Genomic DNA, 15,955 nt, shown 5'->3' on the forward strand with positions numbered 1-15,955 from the left:
CGCGTGTCCTGGGCAGTCTACGTGTGCGTAGTGACGGCTTGGAGATTCGTATTCTACGTGCGAGGTAGAAATCGTGATACCACGCTCACGCTCTTCTGGTGCATTGTCGATACCGTCAAATGCAACGGCAGCACCGCCCCATACTTCTGCACATACACGGGTCAGAGCCGCAGTCAGAGTGGTTTTACCGTGGTCAACGTGACCGATAGTACCCACGTTTACGTGGGGTTTGGAACGTTCAAACGTTTCCTTAGCCATAGAACACCTCGTTCAATATCGTAAATGATTAAGCTCTTGTAATAATTGCTTCGGCAACACTGGATGGTGCTTCCGAATACTTTTCAAATTCCATGGAATAGGTTGCCCGACCCTGAGAGGCAGAACGCAGATCGGTTGCATAACCGAACATCTCTGCCAGTGGCACACTGGCGTCAACCACCTTACCTGAAGGGGTATCATCCATTCCTGAAATCAAGCCACGACGGCGATTCAGGTCGCCCACCACATCCCCCATGTAATCTTCAGGGGTTACAACTTCCACTTTCATCATTGGCTCAAGCAGCACGGCTTTGCCTTTCTCTGAAAGTTGTTTTGTGGCTTGTGAGGCAGCAATTTTAAATGCCATCTCATTCGAGTCAACGTCATGGTATGAGCCATCGATCAGCGTTGCCTTGAGCCCCAGTAATGGGTAGCCAGCCAGAACGCCGTTCTTCATTTGCTCAGAAATACCTTTTTCAACCGCCGGGATGTATTCACGTGGAATGGCACCACCAACGACTTCGTTAACAAACTCCAGCCCTTCTTCTTCAGACGGCTCAAATCTGATAACTACATGACCATACTGGCCACGACCACCGGACTGCTTGGCGAACTTGTGGTTGATCTCTACCGTGGCAGTGATCTTCTCACGATAGGCTACCTGAGGCTTACCTACGTTCGCTTCCACGCTAAACTCACGACGCATACGGTCGACGATGATGTCCAGGTGTAGCTCACCCATACCGGAGATGATGGTCTGGCCGGTTTCTTCGTCGGTTTCAACCCGGAACGATGGATCTTCCTGAGCAAGTTTGCCCAGAGCGACGCCCATTTTTTCCTGATCAATTTTCGACTTAGGCTCAACCGCAACCGAAATTACCGGATCCGGGAATTCCATGCGCTCGAGGGTGATACGGTTATTCTGATCGCACAGGGTTTCCCCGGTGGTCACATCTTTAAGGCCAATCAGTGCGGCGATGTCGCCAGCACGGACTTCTTTAATTTCTTCACGGGCATTGGCGTGCATCTGCACCATACGACCCACGCGTTCGCGCTTACCTTTAACCGGGTTGTATACGGCATCACCAGAATTCAGCACCCCGGAATAAACACGGATGAACGTCAGGGTACCGACAAAGGGGTCTGTGGCGATTTTGAATGCCAGCGCAGAGAACGGTGCATCATCAGACGCTTCACGCATCCCGACCGTCTCATTGGCATCATCAAGAATACCTTCGATCGCTTTTACTTCGGTCGGGGATGGCATGAACTCAACAACAGCGTCCAGAACCGCCTGCACACCTTTGTTTTTAAAGGCAGAACCACAGGTGACCAATACGATCTCGCCCGCCAGCGTCTGTTGACGCAGCGCGGCTTTAATTTCGTCCTCAGAAAGCTCTTCGCCTTCGAGGTATTTGTTCATCAGCTCGTCGTTGGCATCAGCCGCCGCTTCGACCAGCTTTTCACGCCATTCAGCAGCAACGTCGGCAAGATCATCCGGAATCTCTTCATAGCTGAAGGTCATGCCCTGATCCGCGTCATTCCAGCGCACGGCTTTCATTTTGATCAGGTCAACAACGCCGCGGAAATTGTCTTCCGCACCGATGTTGATCTGAATAGGTACAGCATTGGCGTTGAGACGATCTTTCAGTTGTTTAACAACCATAAAGAAGTCTGCACCGGCGCGGTCCATCTTGTTAACGAAGACCATGCGTGGCACTTCGTACTTGTTGGCCTGACGCCACACAGTCTCAGTCTGAGGCTGTACGCCCGAGGATCCACACAGCACCACCACCGCACCATCAAGCACCCGCAGGGAACGTTCTACTTCGATGGTGAAGTCAACGTGCCCCGGGGTATCAATGATGTTGATGCGGTGTTGCTCGAACTGTTGCGCCATGCCCGACCAGAAGCAGGTGGTAGCAGCAGAAGTAATGGTAATACCACGCTCCTGCTCCTGTTCCATCCAGTCCATCGTGGCTGCGCCATCATGCACCTCACCAATTTTGTGAGAAACACCGGTGTAAAACAGTACTCGCTCCGTGGTTGTGGTTTTACCCGCATCCACGTGAGCACAAATACCAATGTTGCGGTAACGCTCAATGGGAGTTGTGCGTGCCACTGTGCAATCCTCGAATCAATTAAAAGCGGTAGTGAGAGAAAGCCTTGTTCGCTTCAGCCATGCGGTGAACATCTTCACGCTTCTTAACGGCTGAACCTTTACCTTCACAGGCTTCCATCATTTCGTTAGCCAGGCGCTGAGCCATGGACTTCTCACCACGCTTACGTGCTGCATCTACCAACCAGCGCATTGCCAGCGCCTGGCGACGTGAAGGACGAACCTCCACAGGTACCTGATAGGTTGCACCACCAACACGGCGGCTTTTAACTTCAACCAGTGGCTGGATGGATTCTAATGCTTTTTCAAACATTTCCAGCGGATCGCCACCTTGTTTCTGAGCCATGGTATCCATTGCGCCATAAACGATTTTCTCGGCGATGGATTTTTTACCACTGATCATTACGTGGTTCATAAATTTTGCCAGTGTAACGTTTCCGAACTTCGGATCTGGCAGGATCTCGCGCTTCGCAGCGACGCGTCTTCTTGGCATGATAAGCCCTCTTAGGTCTTCAGGTCAGTCTGAGCATCCTGATTCAACGATCAACTCAGCCTTACTCTTATCCAAATCTTAAGAAATTATTTCTTAGGACGTTTTGCACCGTACTTAGAACGGGCTTGTTTACGATTCGCAACACCGGAAGTATCCAGAGAGCCGCGAACAGTGTGGTAACGAACACCTGGCAAATCTTTTACACGACCGCCACGGATCAGAACAACACTGTGTTCCTGCAGGTTGTGACCTTCACCACCGATGTAGGAAGACACTTCGAAACCATTCGTCAAACGCACACGACATACTTTACGCAGTGCCGAGTTAGGCTTTTTCGGAGTGGTAGTATATACACGGGTACATACGCCACGACGCTGAGGACACGCCTGCAGTGCAGGTACGTCACTCTTAGCCACTTTGCGTTTACGAGGCTGACGAACCAACTGGTTGATTGTAGCCATTAAGCAAACTCCAATTATCACTAACAAAAACGCCAGAAAATTCTGACGCAATAAAAGGGGCCGGAAGGATAATCCCCCCAGCCCCAGTCGTCAAGTCATTGATTGTTTTACAACCAATGACTTACTTATCGCTGAAAGCTTCGCTGAACTTAGCTTCCATCTCGTCAGCCGATACATTCATACCGGCTGGCGTGGTCTTGAGGCGGTCGTTTTCACGGGTCTGACGCTTGCGTTTACGCTCAGCGTGATACGCAAGACCAGTACCAGCCGGGATCAGACGTCCCACAACCACGTTTTCTTTCAGGCCGCGCAGGTGATCGACCTTACCGGTTACCGCACCTTCAGTCAGTACGCGGGTTGTCTCCTGGAAGGAGGCCGCGGAGATGAAGGACTCGGTCGCCAGCGAGGCTTTGGTGATACCCAGCAGCACACGCTCGCCTTTCGCAGTGATCTTACCGGCGGCTTCCAGTTTCTCGTTTTCTTCGAGGAACGCGGAGTACTCAACCTGATCACCCGGGATAAAGGAGCTGTCGCCGTTTTCAACGATCAACACCTTACGCAGCATCTGACGCACAATAACTTCGATGTGCTTATCATCGATGCCTACACCCTGGAGGCGGTAAACTTCCTGAACTTCGTTGGTGATGTACATCGCCAGATCGCCCACGCTCTTCAGACGCAGAATATCGTGCGGGTTCATCGGGCCGTCAGAGATAACCTCACCCTTCTCGACCTGTTCACCTTCGAACACGTTCATGTGGCGCCATTTGTGGATCAGCTCTTCATATGGCTCACCGCCATTGTTCGGAGTAATCACCAGGCGCTTTTTACCCTTGGTCTCTTTACCGAAGCTCACAGTACCGGTGACCTCTGCCAGAATGGCAGGTTCTTTCGGCTTACGGGCTTCGAACAGATCCGCAACGCGTGGCAGACCACCGGTGATGTCTTTGTTACCAGACGATTCCTGAGGAATACGTGCGATAACGTCACCCACGGCCACTTCGGTGCCATTTTCATGGTTAACCAAAGCGTTGGCTGGCAGCATGTACTGCGCTGGCGTGTTAGTACCTGGCAGGATCACATCATTACCGGATGTATCCACCAGTTTCACCATTGGACGGATGTCCTTACCAGCCGCCGGACGATCTTTAGGATCGATGACTTCGATATTCGACAGACCGGTCAACTCGTCGGTCTGACGGTTGATGGTGATACCTTCTTCCATGCCCACAAACTCGATACGACCTTTTACTTCGGTCACGATCGGGTGAGTGTGCGGATCCCAGCTGGCCACTTTCTGGCCGGCTTCAACTTTTGCACCATCCTGAACGCTGATCACAGCACCGTATGGCAGTTTGTACAGTTCGCGCTCACGACCGTGTTCATCGGCCAGTGCGATAGAACCGGAACGGGATACTGCAACCAGGTCGCCGTTTTCTTTAACAACCGTTTTCAGGTTGTGCAGACGAACAGTACCGTTGTTCTTAACCTGCACGCTGTCAGCGGCAGAAGAACGTGACGCCGCACCACCAATGTGGAACGTACGCATGGTCAGCTGTGTACCTGGCTCACCGATCGACTGGGCAGCGATAACACCCACCGCTTCACCCACGTTCACCTGATGACCGCGACCCAGGTCACGACCGTAACAGGAAGAACAGATACCGACACGGCTCTGACAGGTAATGGCGGAGCGAACACGCACTTCGTCGATACCTTCAGATTCGATGGTCTGTACCCAGGCTTCGTCGATCAGAGTACCGGCAGGTACAACGATGTCGCCTTCAGAACCTGGTTTGTATACGTCGGTCGCAATTACACGACCCAGAATACGATCACCCAGTGCCACAACCACGTCGCCGCCTTCGATCAGCGGAGTCATGATCAGGCCGTGTTCCGTGCCACAATCGTGCTCGGTAACCACCAGATCCTGCGCCACGTCAACCAGACGACGGGTCAGGTAACCGGAGTTAGCGGTTTTCAGTGCGGTATCCGCCAGACCTTTACGAGCACCGTGAGTCGAGGTGAAGTACTGCAGTACGTTCAGACCTTCACGGAAGTTCGCTACGATCGGCGTTTCGATGATCGAGCCATCCGGCTTCGCCATCAGACCACGCATACCCGCCAACTGACGAATCTGCGCAGGGCTACCACGAGCACCGGAGTCGGCCATCATGTAAACCGAGTTGAAAGATTCCTGATCCACTTCGTTACCGTCGCGATCGATCACTTTCTCTTTACCCAGGTTGTCCATCATCGCCTTCGCTACCAGTTCGTTAGCGCGCGACCAGATGTCGATAACCTTGTTGTATTTCTCGCCGTGAGTCACCAGACCGGAAGCAAACTGGCTCTCGATCTCTTTTACTTCAGCGTCGGCATTGGCAACGATTTCCGCTTTCTCATCCGGAATAACGAAATCGTTTACACCGATAGAAGAACCGGAACGGGTGGCATACTGGAAGCCGGTATACATCACCTGGTCAGCGAAAACGACGGTGTCCTTCAGACCTACACGGCGGTATGCAGTGTTGATCATGTTGGAGATCGCTTTCTTCTTCATCGGACGGTTGATCAGCTCAAACGGCAGACCTTTAGGCACAATGCGGAACAGCAGAGCACGACCAATCGTGGTATCAACCACTTTGCGCTCAACATGCTCAGTACCATCATCGTCATATAAGGTTTCGATGATGCGCACTTTCACTTTTGCCTGCAGGTGGGCAGAACCCGTCTGATAAGCACGGGTCACTTCATCCAGATCCGCCAGGAACATACCTTCGCCTTTGGCGTTGATGCGTTCACGGGTCATCCAGTACAGACCCAATACCACGTCCTGAGAAGGAACGATGATTGGCTCACCGTTAGCAGGAGACAGTACGTTGTTGGTTGCCATCATCAGCGCGCGGGCTTCCAGCTGCGCTTCGATAGTCAGCGGTACGTGTACCGCCATCTGGTCACCGTCGAAGTCAGCGTTATAAGCCGCACACACCAGTGGGTGCAGTTGAATCGCTTTACCTTCGATCAGCTGAGGTTCGAACGCCTGAATACCCAAACGGTGCAGTGTTGGTGCACGGTTCAGCATGACCGGGTGTTCGCGGATAACATCAGCCAGAATGTCCCAGACTTCTGCGGTTTCGCGCTCAACCATTTTCTTTGCAGCTTTAATGGTTGTCGCCAGACCACGGTGTTCCAGTTTGCTGAAGATAAACGGCTTGAACAGTTCCAGAGCCATCTTCTTCGGCAGACCACACTGATGCAGGCGCAGCTGTGGACCCACGGTAATTACCGAACGGCCAGAGTAGTCAACACGTTTACCCAGCAGGTTCTGACGGAAACGACCTTGCTTACCTTTGATCATGTCTGCCAGAGATTTCAGCGGACGCTTGTTGGAGCCAGTGATGGCGCGGCCACGACGACCGTTATCCAGCAGAGCATCGACCGCTTCCTGCAGCATACGCTTTTCGTTGCGTACGATGATGTCCGGAGCGTTCAGCTCCAGCAGGCGCTTCAGACGGTTGTTACGGTTGATCACACGACGGTACAGATCGTTCAGATCCGAGGTCGCAAAACGGCCACCATCCAGCGGTACCAGCGGACGCAGATCCGGTGGCAGTACTGGCAGTACCGACATGATCATCCACTTCGGATCGTTACCGGAGTGGTGGAAAGCTTCCAGCAGCTTCAGACGCTTGGACAGCTTTTTGATCTTGGTTTCAGAGCTGGTTGTCGGAATTTCTTCACGCAAACGCTGAACTTCTTCGCCCAGTTCGATCTGGCCGAGCAGCGCCTGAATGGCTTCCGCACCCATTTTGGCTTCGAATTCGTCGCCAAACTCTTCAATCGCTTCATAGTACTGTTCGTCGCTCAGCAGCTGACCAACGTCGAGCGTGGTCATGCCAGGCTCAGTCACTACGAATGATTCATAGTACAGAATGCGTTCGATATCGCGCAGCGTCATATCCAGCATCAGGCCGATACGGGATGGCAGCGATTTCAGGAACCAGATGTGAGCAACCGGGGAAGCCAGCTCAATGTGACCCATGCGTTCACGACGCACTTTGGCCTGAGTAACTTCAACACCACACTTCTCACAGATCACACCACGGTGCTTGAGGCGTTTGTACTTGCCACACAGACACTCGTAGTCTTTGATCGGTCCGAAGATACGCGCACAGAACAGACCGTCACGCTCAGGTTTGAACGTACGGTAGTTAATGGTTTCCGGCTTTTTAACTTCACCGAAAGACCAGGAACGAATCATCTCTGGCGAGGCGAGGCCGATGCGGATGGCGTCAAACTCGTCAGCGTTGTTCTGGTTACGCAGAAAATTGACTAAGTCTTTCATATTCTTGCTCCGTTTGGAGTCAGAGCGGGCCAGGCCGTAAGGCACTGACCCACGCTAATCCGCTTATTCGTTTTCCAGTTCGATGTCGATACCCAGTGAGCGGATCTCTTTAACCAATACGTTAAAGGATTCCGGCATACCGGCTTCCATACGGTGGTCGCCATCCACGATGTTTTTATACATCTTGGTACGGCCGGCCACGTCATCGGATTTAACAGTAAGCATTTCCTGCAGAGTGTATGCAGCACCGTATGCTTCCAGTGCCCACACTTCCATCTCCCCGAAACGCTGACCACCGAACTGGGCTTTACCACCAAGCGGCTGCTGGGTAACCAGACTGTAAGAACCGGTGGAACGGGCATGCATCTTGTCGTCGACCAGGTGGTTCAGTTTCAGCATGTACATGTAACCCACGGTTACCTGACGGTCAAAGGCTTCACCTGTGCGACCATCGTACAGCGTCATCTGACCGGAATCCGGCAGGTCAGCCAGGCGCAGCATACGTTTGATTTCGGATTCTTTCGCACCGTCAAACGCTGGTGTTGCCATCGGCACACCGCCACGCAGGTTGTTACCCAGTTCCAGAATTTCAGCATCGCTGAAGCTGTCAAAGTCTTCGACGCGACCATCACCACCGTTGTAGATCTCATGCAACAGTTCACGCAACCTGGCGATTTCCTGCTGTTCTTTGATCATGCGGTCGATCTTCTCGCCCAGACCTTTAGCGGCCAGACCCAAGTGAATCTCCATGATCTGACCGACGTTCATACGCGATGGTACGCCCAGCGGGTTCAGACAGATGTCGACGGCTACGCCGTTTTCATCGTATGGCATATCTTCAATTGGTTTAATCGCCGAGATAACACCTTTGTTACCGTGACGACCCGCCATCTTGTCACCAGGCTGGATCTTACGTTTGATCGCCAGATACACCTTAACGATCTTCAGTACGCCAGGAGCCAGGTCATCGCCGGTCTGCAGCTTACGCTTTTTATCTTCGAACTTGTCGTCCAGCTGCTTGCGGCGTTCTGCCAGAGATTTCTCGGCAACGTCCAGCATTTCAGCCAGAGCTTCTTCCTGTGGCAGGATCTTGAACCACTGATCGGCTTCCAGAGACTTCAGGTAGTCTTCGCTCAGCTCATCACCCTTTTTCAGGCCAGGAGCGGCATTAACTTTCTGTCCCAACAGAGCACGATGCAGACGTTCATAGGTCGCGCCCTTGACGATACGCATTTCTTCGTTCAGATCTTTGCGGACTTCGTCCAGCTGCATCTGTTCGATTTCCAGCGCACGCTGATCTTTTTCCACGCCGTCACGGGTGAAGACCTGTACGTCGATAACGGTACCGGTAGTACCGGTCTTAACGCGCAGAGACGTATCTTTTACGTCAGAGGCTTTTTCACCGAAGATCGCACGCAGCAGTTTTTCTTCCGGAGTCAGCTGGGTTTCACCCTTAGGTGTTACCTTGCCCACCAGAATGTCGCCAGGCTTAACTTCAGCACCGATATAAACGATACCGGACTCATCCAGCTTACCCAGTGCAGCTTCGCCCACGTTCGGAATATCCGAGGTGATTTCTTCCGCACCCAGCTTGGTGTCACGCGCCACACAGGTCAGTTCCTGAATGTGGATAGTGGTCAGGCGATCTTCCTGAGACACTCGCTCGGACAGCAGGATGGAGTCTTCGTAGTTGTAACCGTTCCACGGCATGAAGGCGATGCGGAAGTTCTGGCCCAGAGCCAGCTCCCCCAGGTCAACGGACGGACCGTCAGCCATGATGTCGCCGCGTTCAATGCTGTCACCGGCTTTTACCAGTGGACGCTGGTTAATACAGGTGTTCTGGTTAGAACGGGTGTATTTGGTCAGGTTATAGATGTCGACACCGGCTTCACCAGCGATGGTTTCGTCATCGTTCACTTTTACCACGATACGGGAAGCATCAACGGAGTCGATAACACCACCACGATTCGCCACCACACACACACCGGAGTCAGCCGCGACAGAGCGTTCCATACCAGTACCCACCAGAGGCTTCTCTGATTTCAGGGTAGGAACAGCCTGACGCTGCATGTTCGATCCCATCAATGCGCGGTTGGCGTCATCGTGTTCGAGGAACGGAATCAAAGATGCGGCAATGGACACAACCTGTTGCGGAGATACGTCCTGCAGGGTTACGTTGTCCGGAGACATCACGGTAAATTCGTTCTGGTGACGTACAGAGATCAGGTCACCTTGCAGCTTGCCATTTTCGTCGGTTTCAACGGATGCCTGAGCAATAACGTAATCGGCTTCTTCAATTGCTGAAACGTAGATGATCTCATCACTGACAACACCATCCAGTACGCGGCGATACGGAGTTTCGAGGAAACCGTATTCGTTGGTACGGGCATAAGATGCCAGAGAGTTAATCAGACCGATGTTCGGACCTTCAGGCGTTTCGATAGGACATACGCGACCGTAGTGAGTCGCGTGAACGTCACGTACTTCAAAGCCTGCGCGTTCACGGGTCAGACCGCCAGGCCCAAGAGCAGAAATACGACGCTTGTGAGTAACCTCAGACAGCGGGTTGTTCTGGTCCATAAACTGGGACAGCTGAGAAGAACCGAAGAATTCTTTAACCGCAGCCGCTACCGGCTTGGCGTTAATCAGATCCTGTGGCATCAGGCCTTCGCTTTCTGCCATAGACAGACGCTCACGCACAGCACGCTCAACACGTACCAGACCAACACGGAATTGGTTTTCAGCCATTTCACCGACAGAACGGATACGACGGTTACCCAGATGGTCGATATCGTCAACGATGCCTTTACCGTTGCGGATGTCGATCAGGGTTTTCATAACCGCGATAATGTCGCTCTTATCCAGCGTGCCGGAACCGATGATTTCTTCGCGACCGATACGGCGGTTGAACTTCATGCGGCCAACCGCAGACAGGTCGTAGCGTTCGTCACTGAAAAACAGGTTTTCGAACAGCGCTTCGGCACTTTCTTTTGTTGGTGGCTCACCAGGACGCATCATGCGGTAGATTTCAACCAGCGCTTCCAGAGCGTTGCTGGTCGGATCGGCACGCAGGGTGTCGGACATGAACGAACCACAGTCCAGTTCATTGGTGTAAATGGTTTCAAACTCTTTGACGCCGGAAGCAGCCAGTTTAGCCAACAACTCAACAGTAATTTCACTGTTGGCTGCAGCCAGTACTTCGCCGCTCTTTTGGTCAACGATGTCTTTCGCCATGGATTCACCCAACAGGTAATCCATAGGTACTGCCAGTTCCTCAACGTTCGCTTTTTCCAGCTGACGGATATGACGGGCAGTAATACGGCGAGTGCCTTCAACGATGATGTTGCCGTCGTTATCTTTGATGTCGAACGCAGCCGTTTCACCACGCAGACGCGCCGGGATCAGCTTCAACATGGCACCGTCTTCGGTCAGGCGGTAGCTGTCGTTTTCAAAGAAGGTAGCCAGGATCTCTTCAGTGGAGAAGCCCAGAGCGCGCAGCAAAATTGATGCAGGCAGCTTACGACGACGGTCGATACGGACGAAGACCAGGTCTTTAGGATCGAACTCGAAGTCCAGCCAGGAACCACGGTAAGGAATAACGCGGGCGTTATACAACAGCTTACCGGAAGAGTGAGTCTTACCTTTGTCGTGATCGAAGAACACACCAGGTGAGCGGTGCAGCTGAGACACGATCACGCGCTCGGTACCGTTAACGATAAAGGTACCGTTGTCTGTCATCAGGGGCATTTCGCCCATGTAGACTTCTTGTTCTTTAATGTCTTTGATGGCTTTGGTCGAAGATTCTTTATCATAAATAATCAGACGAACCTTGACGCGCAGCGGTGCCGCGTAGGTCACACCACGCAACATACACTCTTTTTCATCAAAGGTAGGGGTACCGAGGCGATAGCTCACGTACTCCAGAGCCGCATTCCCGGAATAACTTACAATTGGGAAGACAGATTTAAATGCAGCATGAAGACCAATATCGATACGGTCCTCAGCGAATGCCCCCTCTTGCAAGAATTTGCGATAGGAGTCGATTTGAATGGCCAACAGGTATGGCACATCCATGACACTCGGTAATTTACCGAAATCCTTACGGATACGTTTTTTCTCAGTATATGAGTAAGCCATCAGTTATCCCCGGACTGTTTCCTCGATTGGGCGTTACACCCATGGCTCAAGGACTTGCCTTGCGTTTGAACCCAGCAGTATGCCAGCGTGCTCACGAATTCCATAACGTGAAAAAGGCCGACGGGAAAAACCCGTCAGCCGGTTGCCGCGCTCAGAATCTGGCGCGGCAAAAGCATCTTTGCAACGAATTGCAAATTACTTGATCTCGACCAGAGCACCAGCCGCTTCAAGAGTTGCTTTAGCAGCATCAGCGTCTTCTTTAGAAACGCCTTCTTTAACAGTTGATGGAGCGCCATCAACCATTGCTTTAGCTTCTTTCAGGCCCAGACCAGTCAGTTCACGTACTGCTTTGATTACGTTAACTTTCTTGTCGCCTGCACCGCTCAGAATTACGTCGAATTCTGATTGTGCTTCAGCAGCACCAGCGTCAGCGCCAGCAGCTGGACCAGCTACCATAGCAGCGGCAGCAGATACACCGAACTTTTCTTCCATTGCAGAAACCAGCTCAACGATGTCCATTACAGACATGTCGGCGATTGCATTCATGATATCTTCTTTAGTCAATGACATGACAAATTTCCTAAATTTACTGGAGCACCCGCGTTAAATTTGCATCGGCTCGATAAATCATTAAGAAGCGGCGTATAAAATTACGCAGCTTCCTGTTCTTTTTGGTCGCGGATAGCAGCAATGGTACGAACCAATTTGCCTGCAGACGCTTCTTTCATGACGCTCATCAGTTTCGCGATTGCTTCGTCGTAAGTTGGCAGTGTTGCCAGCATATCGATAGAAACCACGGAACCTTCGAAAGCACCGGCTTTCAGCTCAAACTTGCTGTTCTGCTTAGCGAAATCCTTAAAGATACGGGCAGCCGCACCTGGATGTTCGGTAGAGAAAGCAATCAGGCTTGGGCCAACGAGGACGTCAGTAAGACACTCGTATGGGGTACCTTCAACAGCGCGACGAGCCAGGGTGTTACGGACAACTTTCATCCAAACACCAGCTTCACGCGCTTCTTTACGCAGAGCGGTCATGGCGCCTACTGTTACGCCGCGGGAATCCGCAACAACAGCAGACAGAGCACCTTGAGCTGCTTCCTGGACTTCGGCGACAATCGCCTTCTTATCTTCGAGTCCTAAGGCCACGATTAACTCCTAAAAAGTTAAATTGAGCTCAGATGAGCCAGTCTCGGTGTGACAATTCAGAATACTGAAGGGGCCACACACCATCTACGCAGGAAATATTAAGTAAGGAGAAACCAGGGGTTTTTCTTCACTCCTGCGGTCTTTGACAGCTGCTGCCCGATGCGTACATCCGGCAACAACCCCAAAGATCGTTTGGTCAATCAAATAAACCGGATCAGATATCCAGTGAAGAATGATCAACCACCAAACCAGGACCCATCGTCGTGCTGATGGTCACTTTCTTCATGTACACGCCTTTGGCGGAAGAAGGTTTGGCTTTTTTCAGGTCAGCCAGCAGAGCTGTCAGGTTTTCCTGCAGCGCCTGAGCGGTGAAATCCACTTTACCGATAGTAGTGTGGATAATACCGTTCTTGTCATTGCGATAACGCACCTGACCAGACTTGGCATTTTTAACGGCGGTAGCAACATCAGGAGTTACAGTACCTACTTTCGGGTTTGGCATCAGACCACGAGGGCCCAGTACCTGACCCAGCATACCGACAACGCGCATTGCATCAGGAGAAGCAATAACAACGTCAAAGTTCAGGTCGCCGCCTTTGATTTTTTCGGCCAGATCGTCCATACCCACTTCATCGGCGCCTGCAGCTTTAGCAGCTTCAGCGTTTGCGCCCTGAGTGAATACAGCTACGCGCATGGTCTTACCGGTGCCGTTTGGCAGTACGGTAGAGCTACGAACGTTCTGGTCAGATTTACGTGCATCGATGCCCAGGTTGACGGCAACGTCTACAGATTCTTTGAACTTAACAGTGGACAATTCGCCCAGCAGAGCAGCGGCTTCAGCGAAAGAATAAACTTTGCCGGCTTCTACTTTTTCTGCAATCGCCTTCTGGCGCTTAGTCAGCTTAGCCATTACTCAACTCCTTCCACGTTCAGACCCATAGCGCGGGCAGAGCCAGCGATGGTACGTACCGCTGCGTCCATATCGGATGCAGTCAGGTCTTTCATTTTAACAGTGGCAATTTCTTCCAGCTGAGCACGGTTAACAGTACCGACTTTCACAGTGTTCGGACGAGCAGAACCACTGGTCAGGCCAGCTGCTTTCTTCAGCAGGTAAGATGCAGGAGGAGTTTTCAGTTCGAAGGTGAATGAACGGTCACTGTAAGCAGTGATGATCACTGGAACCGGCATGCCAGCTTCCATACCTTGAGTCTGAGCATTGAACGCTTTGCAGAATTCCATGATGTTCAGACCTTTCTGACCCAGAGCCGGACCAACCGGTGGACTTGGGTTCGCTTTACCCGCTGCAACCTGCAGCTTGATGTAGCCTTCGACTTTCTTAGCCATGTGTTTTCTCCGAATGGGTATTAACGCGCCCGGCACTCAAGGGTGCTCAGTGCTCCCCGACCGGTATCCCGGTCATTTAACAAATGCTCAGCCTGCTTTTTCGATCTGGGTAAATTCCAGTTCGACCGGCGTCGCACGTCCAAAAATAGTTACCGCAACCTGCACTCGGGACTTCTCGTAATCCACACCCTCAACCACACCGTTAAAGTCAGCAAACGGACCATCGGTCACGCGCACAACCTCACCAGGCTCATAGATTGTTTTATGGGTAGGACGATCAGCACCATCACGCACGCGCTGCAGAATGGCATCCGCTTCACGTTCTGAAATCGGAGCTGGCTTATCGGCAGTTCCACCGATAAAGCCCATTACACGAGGAGTTTGCTTAACCAGATGCCAACTCTCATCGTTCATCTCCATCTGCACAAGAACGTAGCCAGGATAGAACTTACGCTCGCTCTTACGCTTTTTACCTTCACGCACTTCAACCACTTCTTCCGTGGGAACCAGAATATCGCCGAAGAAATCCTGCATCTCGTGCAGCTCGACGCGCTCTTTCAGAGCGTTCTGTACGCGTTTTTCGTAACCTGAGTAGGCGTGTACTACATACCAGCGCATAGCCATTTAAAGCTCCTCAGCCTACCAGCAACGAAATCAGCCAGCCCAGCAGAGAATCAAGACCCCACAGAACCAGCGCCATCAATACCACTACAACCACAACAATCATGGTGGTCTGCGTCGTTTCCTGACGCGTAGGCCACACGACTTTACGGCGCTCCACATTGGCTTCTTTCAGCAATTGCATAAATGCTTTGCCCTGAGTGCTGGTCAGTGCAAAACCGGCACTGATCGCCATCAAAACGACAACACCCAGAACACGATACAGCAGTGGCATGTCAGCGTAGACATAGTTACCCACAACGGCAGCAGCTAAAAAAGCTGCAGCCAGCAGCCACTTCAATATATCCAACGGTGATTTACTTGCTTTGCTATCGGTATTCATCACAATTCCCTGAAGCCAAAAATGGCAGCCGAAGCTGCCATTCAAGAATTTGGCAGGCCAGGAGGGACTCGAACCCCCAACACCCGGTTTTGGAGACCGGTGCTCTACCAATTGAACTACTGGCCTAAAGACACTCAATTAGGGCGCCGAAATTTACAGCACCCCGATCGAATAATCAAGCCTTAACGGTTGATTATTCGATAATTTTTGCTACAACGCCGGCGCCAACAGTACGACCGCCTTCACGGATCGCAAAACGCAGACCTTCATCCATCGCGATCGGCGCGATCAGAGTAACGGTCAGCTTAACGTTGTCACCTGGCATTACCATCTCAACGCCTTCTGGCAGCTCACAAGCGCCAGTCACGTCAGTGGTACGGAAGTAGAACTGTGGACGGTAACCTTTGAAGAATGGCGTGTGACGACCACCTTCATCTTTACCCAGTACGTATACTTCTGATTCGAACTTGGTGTGCGGAGTGATAGTGCCTGGCTTAGCCAGTACCTGACCACGCTCAACTTCGTCACGCTTGGTACCACGCAGCAGAACACCTACGTTCTCACCGGCACGGCCTTCGTCCAGAATCTTACGGAACATCTCAACACCGGTACAGGTCGTCTTGATGGTCTCTTTGATACCGATGATGGAC

Annotated in this window: 13 protein-coding genes and 1 tRNA gene; all 14 read right to left on the reverse strand. The window is 52.0% G+C overall.

The window, feature by feature from the left end; genetic code table 11:
* A partial coding sequence (locus NYR02_RS07170) for a GTP-binding protein (protein ID WP_260974346.1) occupies window positions 1-258 on the reverse strand: 258 nt, incomplete at its 3' end.
* 28 nt (window positions 259-286) lie between these two features.
* Complete coding sequence (fusA, locus tag NYR02_RS07175) at window positions 287-2,380, reverse strand: elongation factor G (protein WP_260975703.1); 2,094 nt, start codon at window positions 2,378-2,380, stop codon at window positions 287-289.
* A 19-nt stretch (window positions 2,381-2,399) separates the two neighbouring features.
* Window positions 2,400-2,870, reverse strand: a complete 471-nt coding sequence (gene rpsG / locus NYR02_RS07180) for a 30S ribosomal protein S7 (protein ID WP_260975704.1) — start codon at window positions 2,868-2,870, stop codon at window positions 2,400-2,402.
* Between the two features lie 86 nt (window positions 2,871-2,956).
* Window positions 2,957-3,331 (reverse strand): 30S ribosomal protein S12, encoded by a 375-nt coding sequence (rpsL, locus tag NYR02_RS07185; protein ID WP_145471121.1) that lies wholly within the window; start codon window positions 3,329-3,331, stop codon window positions 2,957-2,959.
* Window positions 3,332-3,452: 121 nt separating this feature from the next.
* Window positions 3,453-7,676 (reverse strand): DNA-directed RNA polymerase subunit beta', encoded by a 4,224-nt coding sequence (gene rpoC / locus NYR02_RS07190; RefSeq protein WP_260975705.1) that lies wholly within the window; start codon window positions 7,674-7,676, stop codon window positions 3,453-3,455.
* Window positions 7,677-7,739: 63 nt separating this feature from the next.
* Window positions 7,740-11,813, reverse strand: coding sequence for a DNA-directed RNA polymerase subunit beta (gene rpoB, locus NYR02_RS07195; RefSeq protein ID WP_260975706.1), 4,074 nt, complete (start codon window positions 11,811-11,813; stop codon window positions 7,740-7,742).
* 195 nt (window positions 11,814-12,008) lie between these two features.
* Window positions 12,009-12,383, reverse strand: coding sequence for a 50S ribosomal protein L7/L12 (gene rplL, locus NYR02_RS07200; RefSeq protein WP_260975707.1), 375 nt, complete (start codon window positions 12,381-12,383; stop codon window positions 12,009-12,011).
* An 80-nt stretch (window positions 12,384-12,463) separates the two neighbouring features.
* Entirely contained in the window at window positions 12,464-12,958 is a 495-nt protein-coding gene (rplJ, locus tag NYR02_RS07205; RefSeq protein WP_260975708.1) for a 50S ribosomal protein L10, read from the reverse strand.
* A gap of 214 nt (window positions 12,959-13,172) precedes the next feature.
* Window positions 13,173-13,868, reverse strand: coding sequence for a 50S ribosomal protein L1 (rplA, locus tag NYR02_RS07210; protein WP_260975709.1), 696 nt, complete (start codon window positions 13,866-13,868; stop codon window positions 13,173-13,175).
* Window positions 13,868-14,302: a 50S ribosomal protein L11 gene (rplK, locus tag NYR02_RS07215; protein ID WP_260975710.1), complete on the reverse strand. Its 435-nt coding sequence runs from the start codon at window positions 14,300-14,302 to the stop codon at window positions 13,868-13,870. The genes rplA and rplK overlap by 1 nt, the downstream gene beginning before the upstream one ends.
* Window positions 14,303-14,389: 87 nt before the next feature.
* Window positions 14,390-14,926, reverse strand: a complete 537-nt coding sequence (nusG, locus tag NYR02_RS07220; protein WP_260975711.1) for a transcription termination/antitermination protein NusG — start codon at window positions 14,924-14,926, stop codon at window positions 14,390-14,392.
* 10 nt (window positions 14,927-14,936) lie between these two features.
* Window positions 14,937-15,305 carry a preprotein translocase subunit SecE gene (gene secE / locus NYR02_RS07225; protein WP_260975712.1) on the reverse strand — a complete coding sequence of 123 codons (369 nt, stop codon included), beginning with the start codon at window positions 15,303-15,305 and terminating at the stop codon, window positions 14,937-14,939.
* A gap of 50 nt (window positions 15,306-15,355) precedes the next feature.
* A tRNA-Trp gene (locus NYR02_RS07230) sits at window positions 15,356-15,431 on the reverse strand.
* 67 nt (window positions 15,432-15,498) lie between these two features.
* Window positions 15,499-15,955: EF-Tu C-terminal domain-related protein (locus NYR02_RS07235; RefSeq protein WP_260975713.1), on the reverse strand; the 457-nt coding region annotated here is incomplete at its 5' end.

Source organism: Thalassolituus pacificus (assembly GCF_025318105.1).
Lineage (GTDB): Bacteria > Pseudomonadota > Gammaproteobacteria > Pseudomonadales > Oceanobacteraceae > Venatoribacter > Venatoribacter pacificus.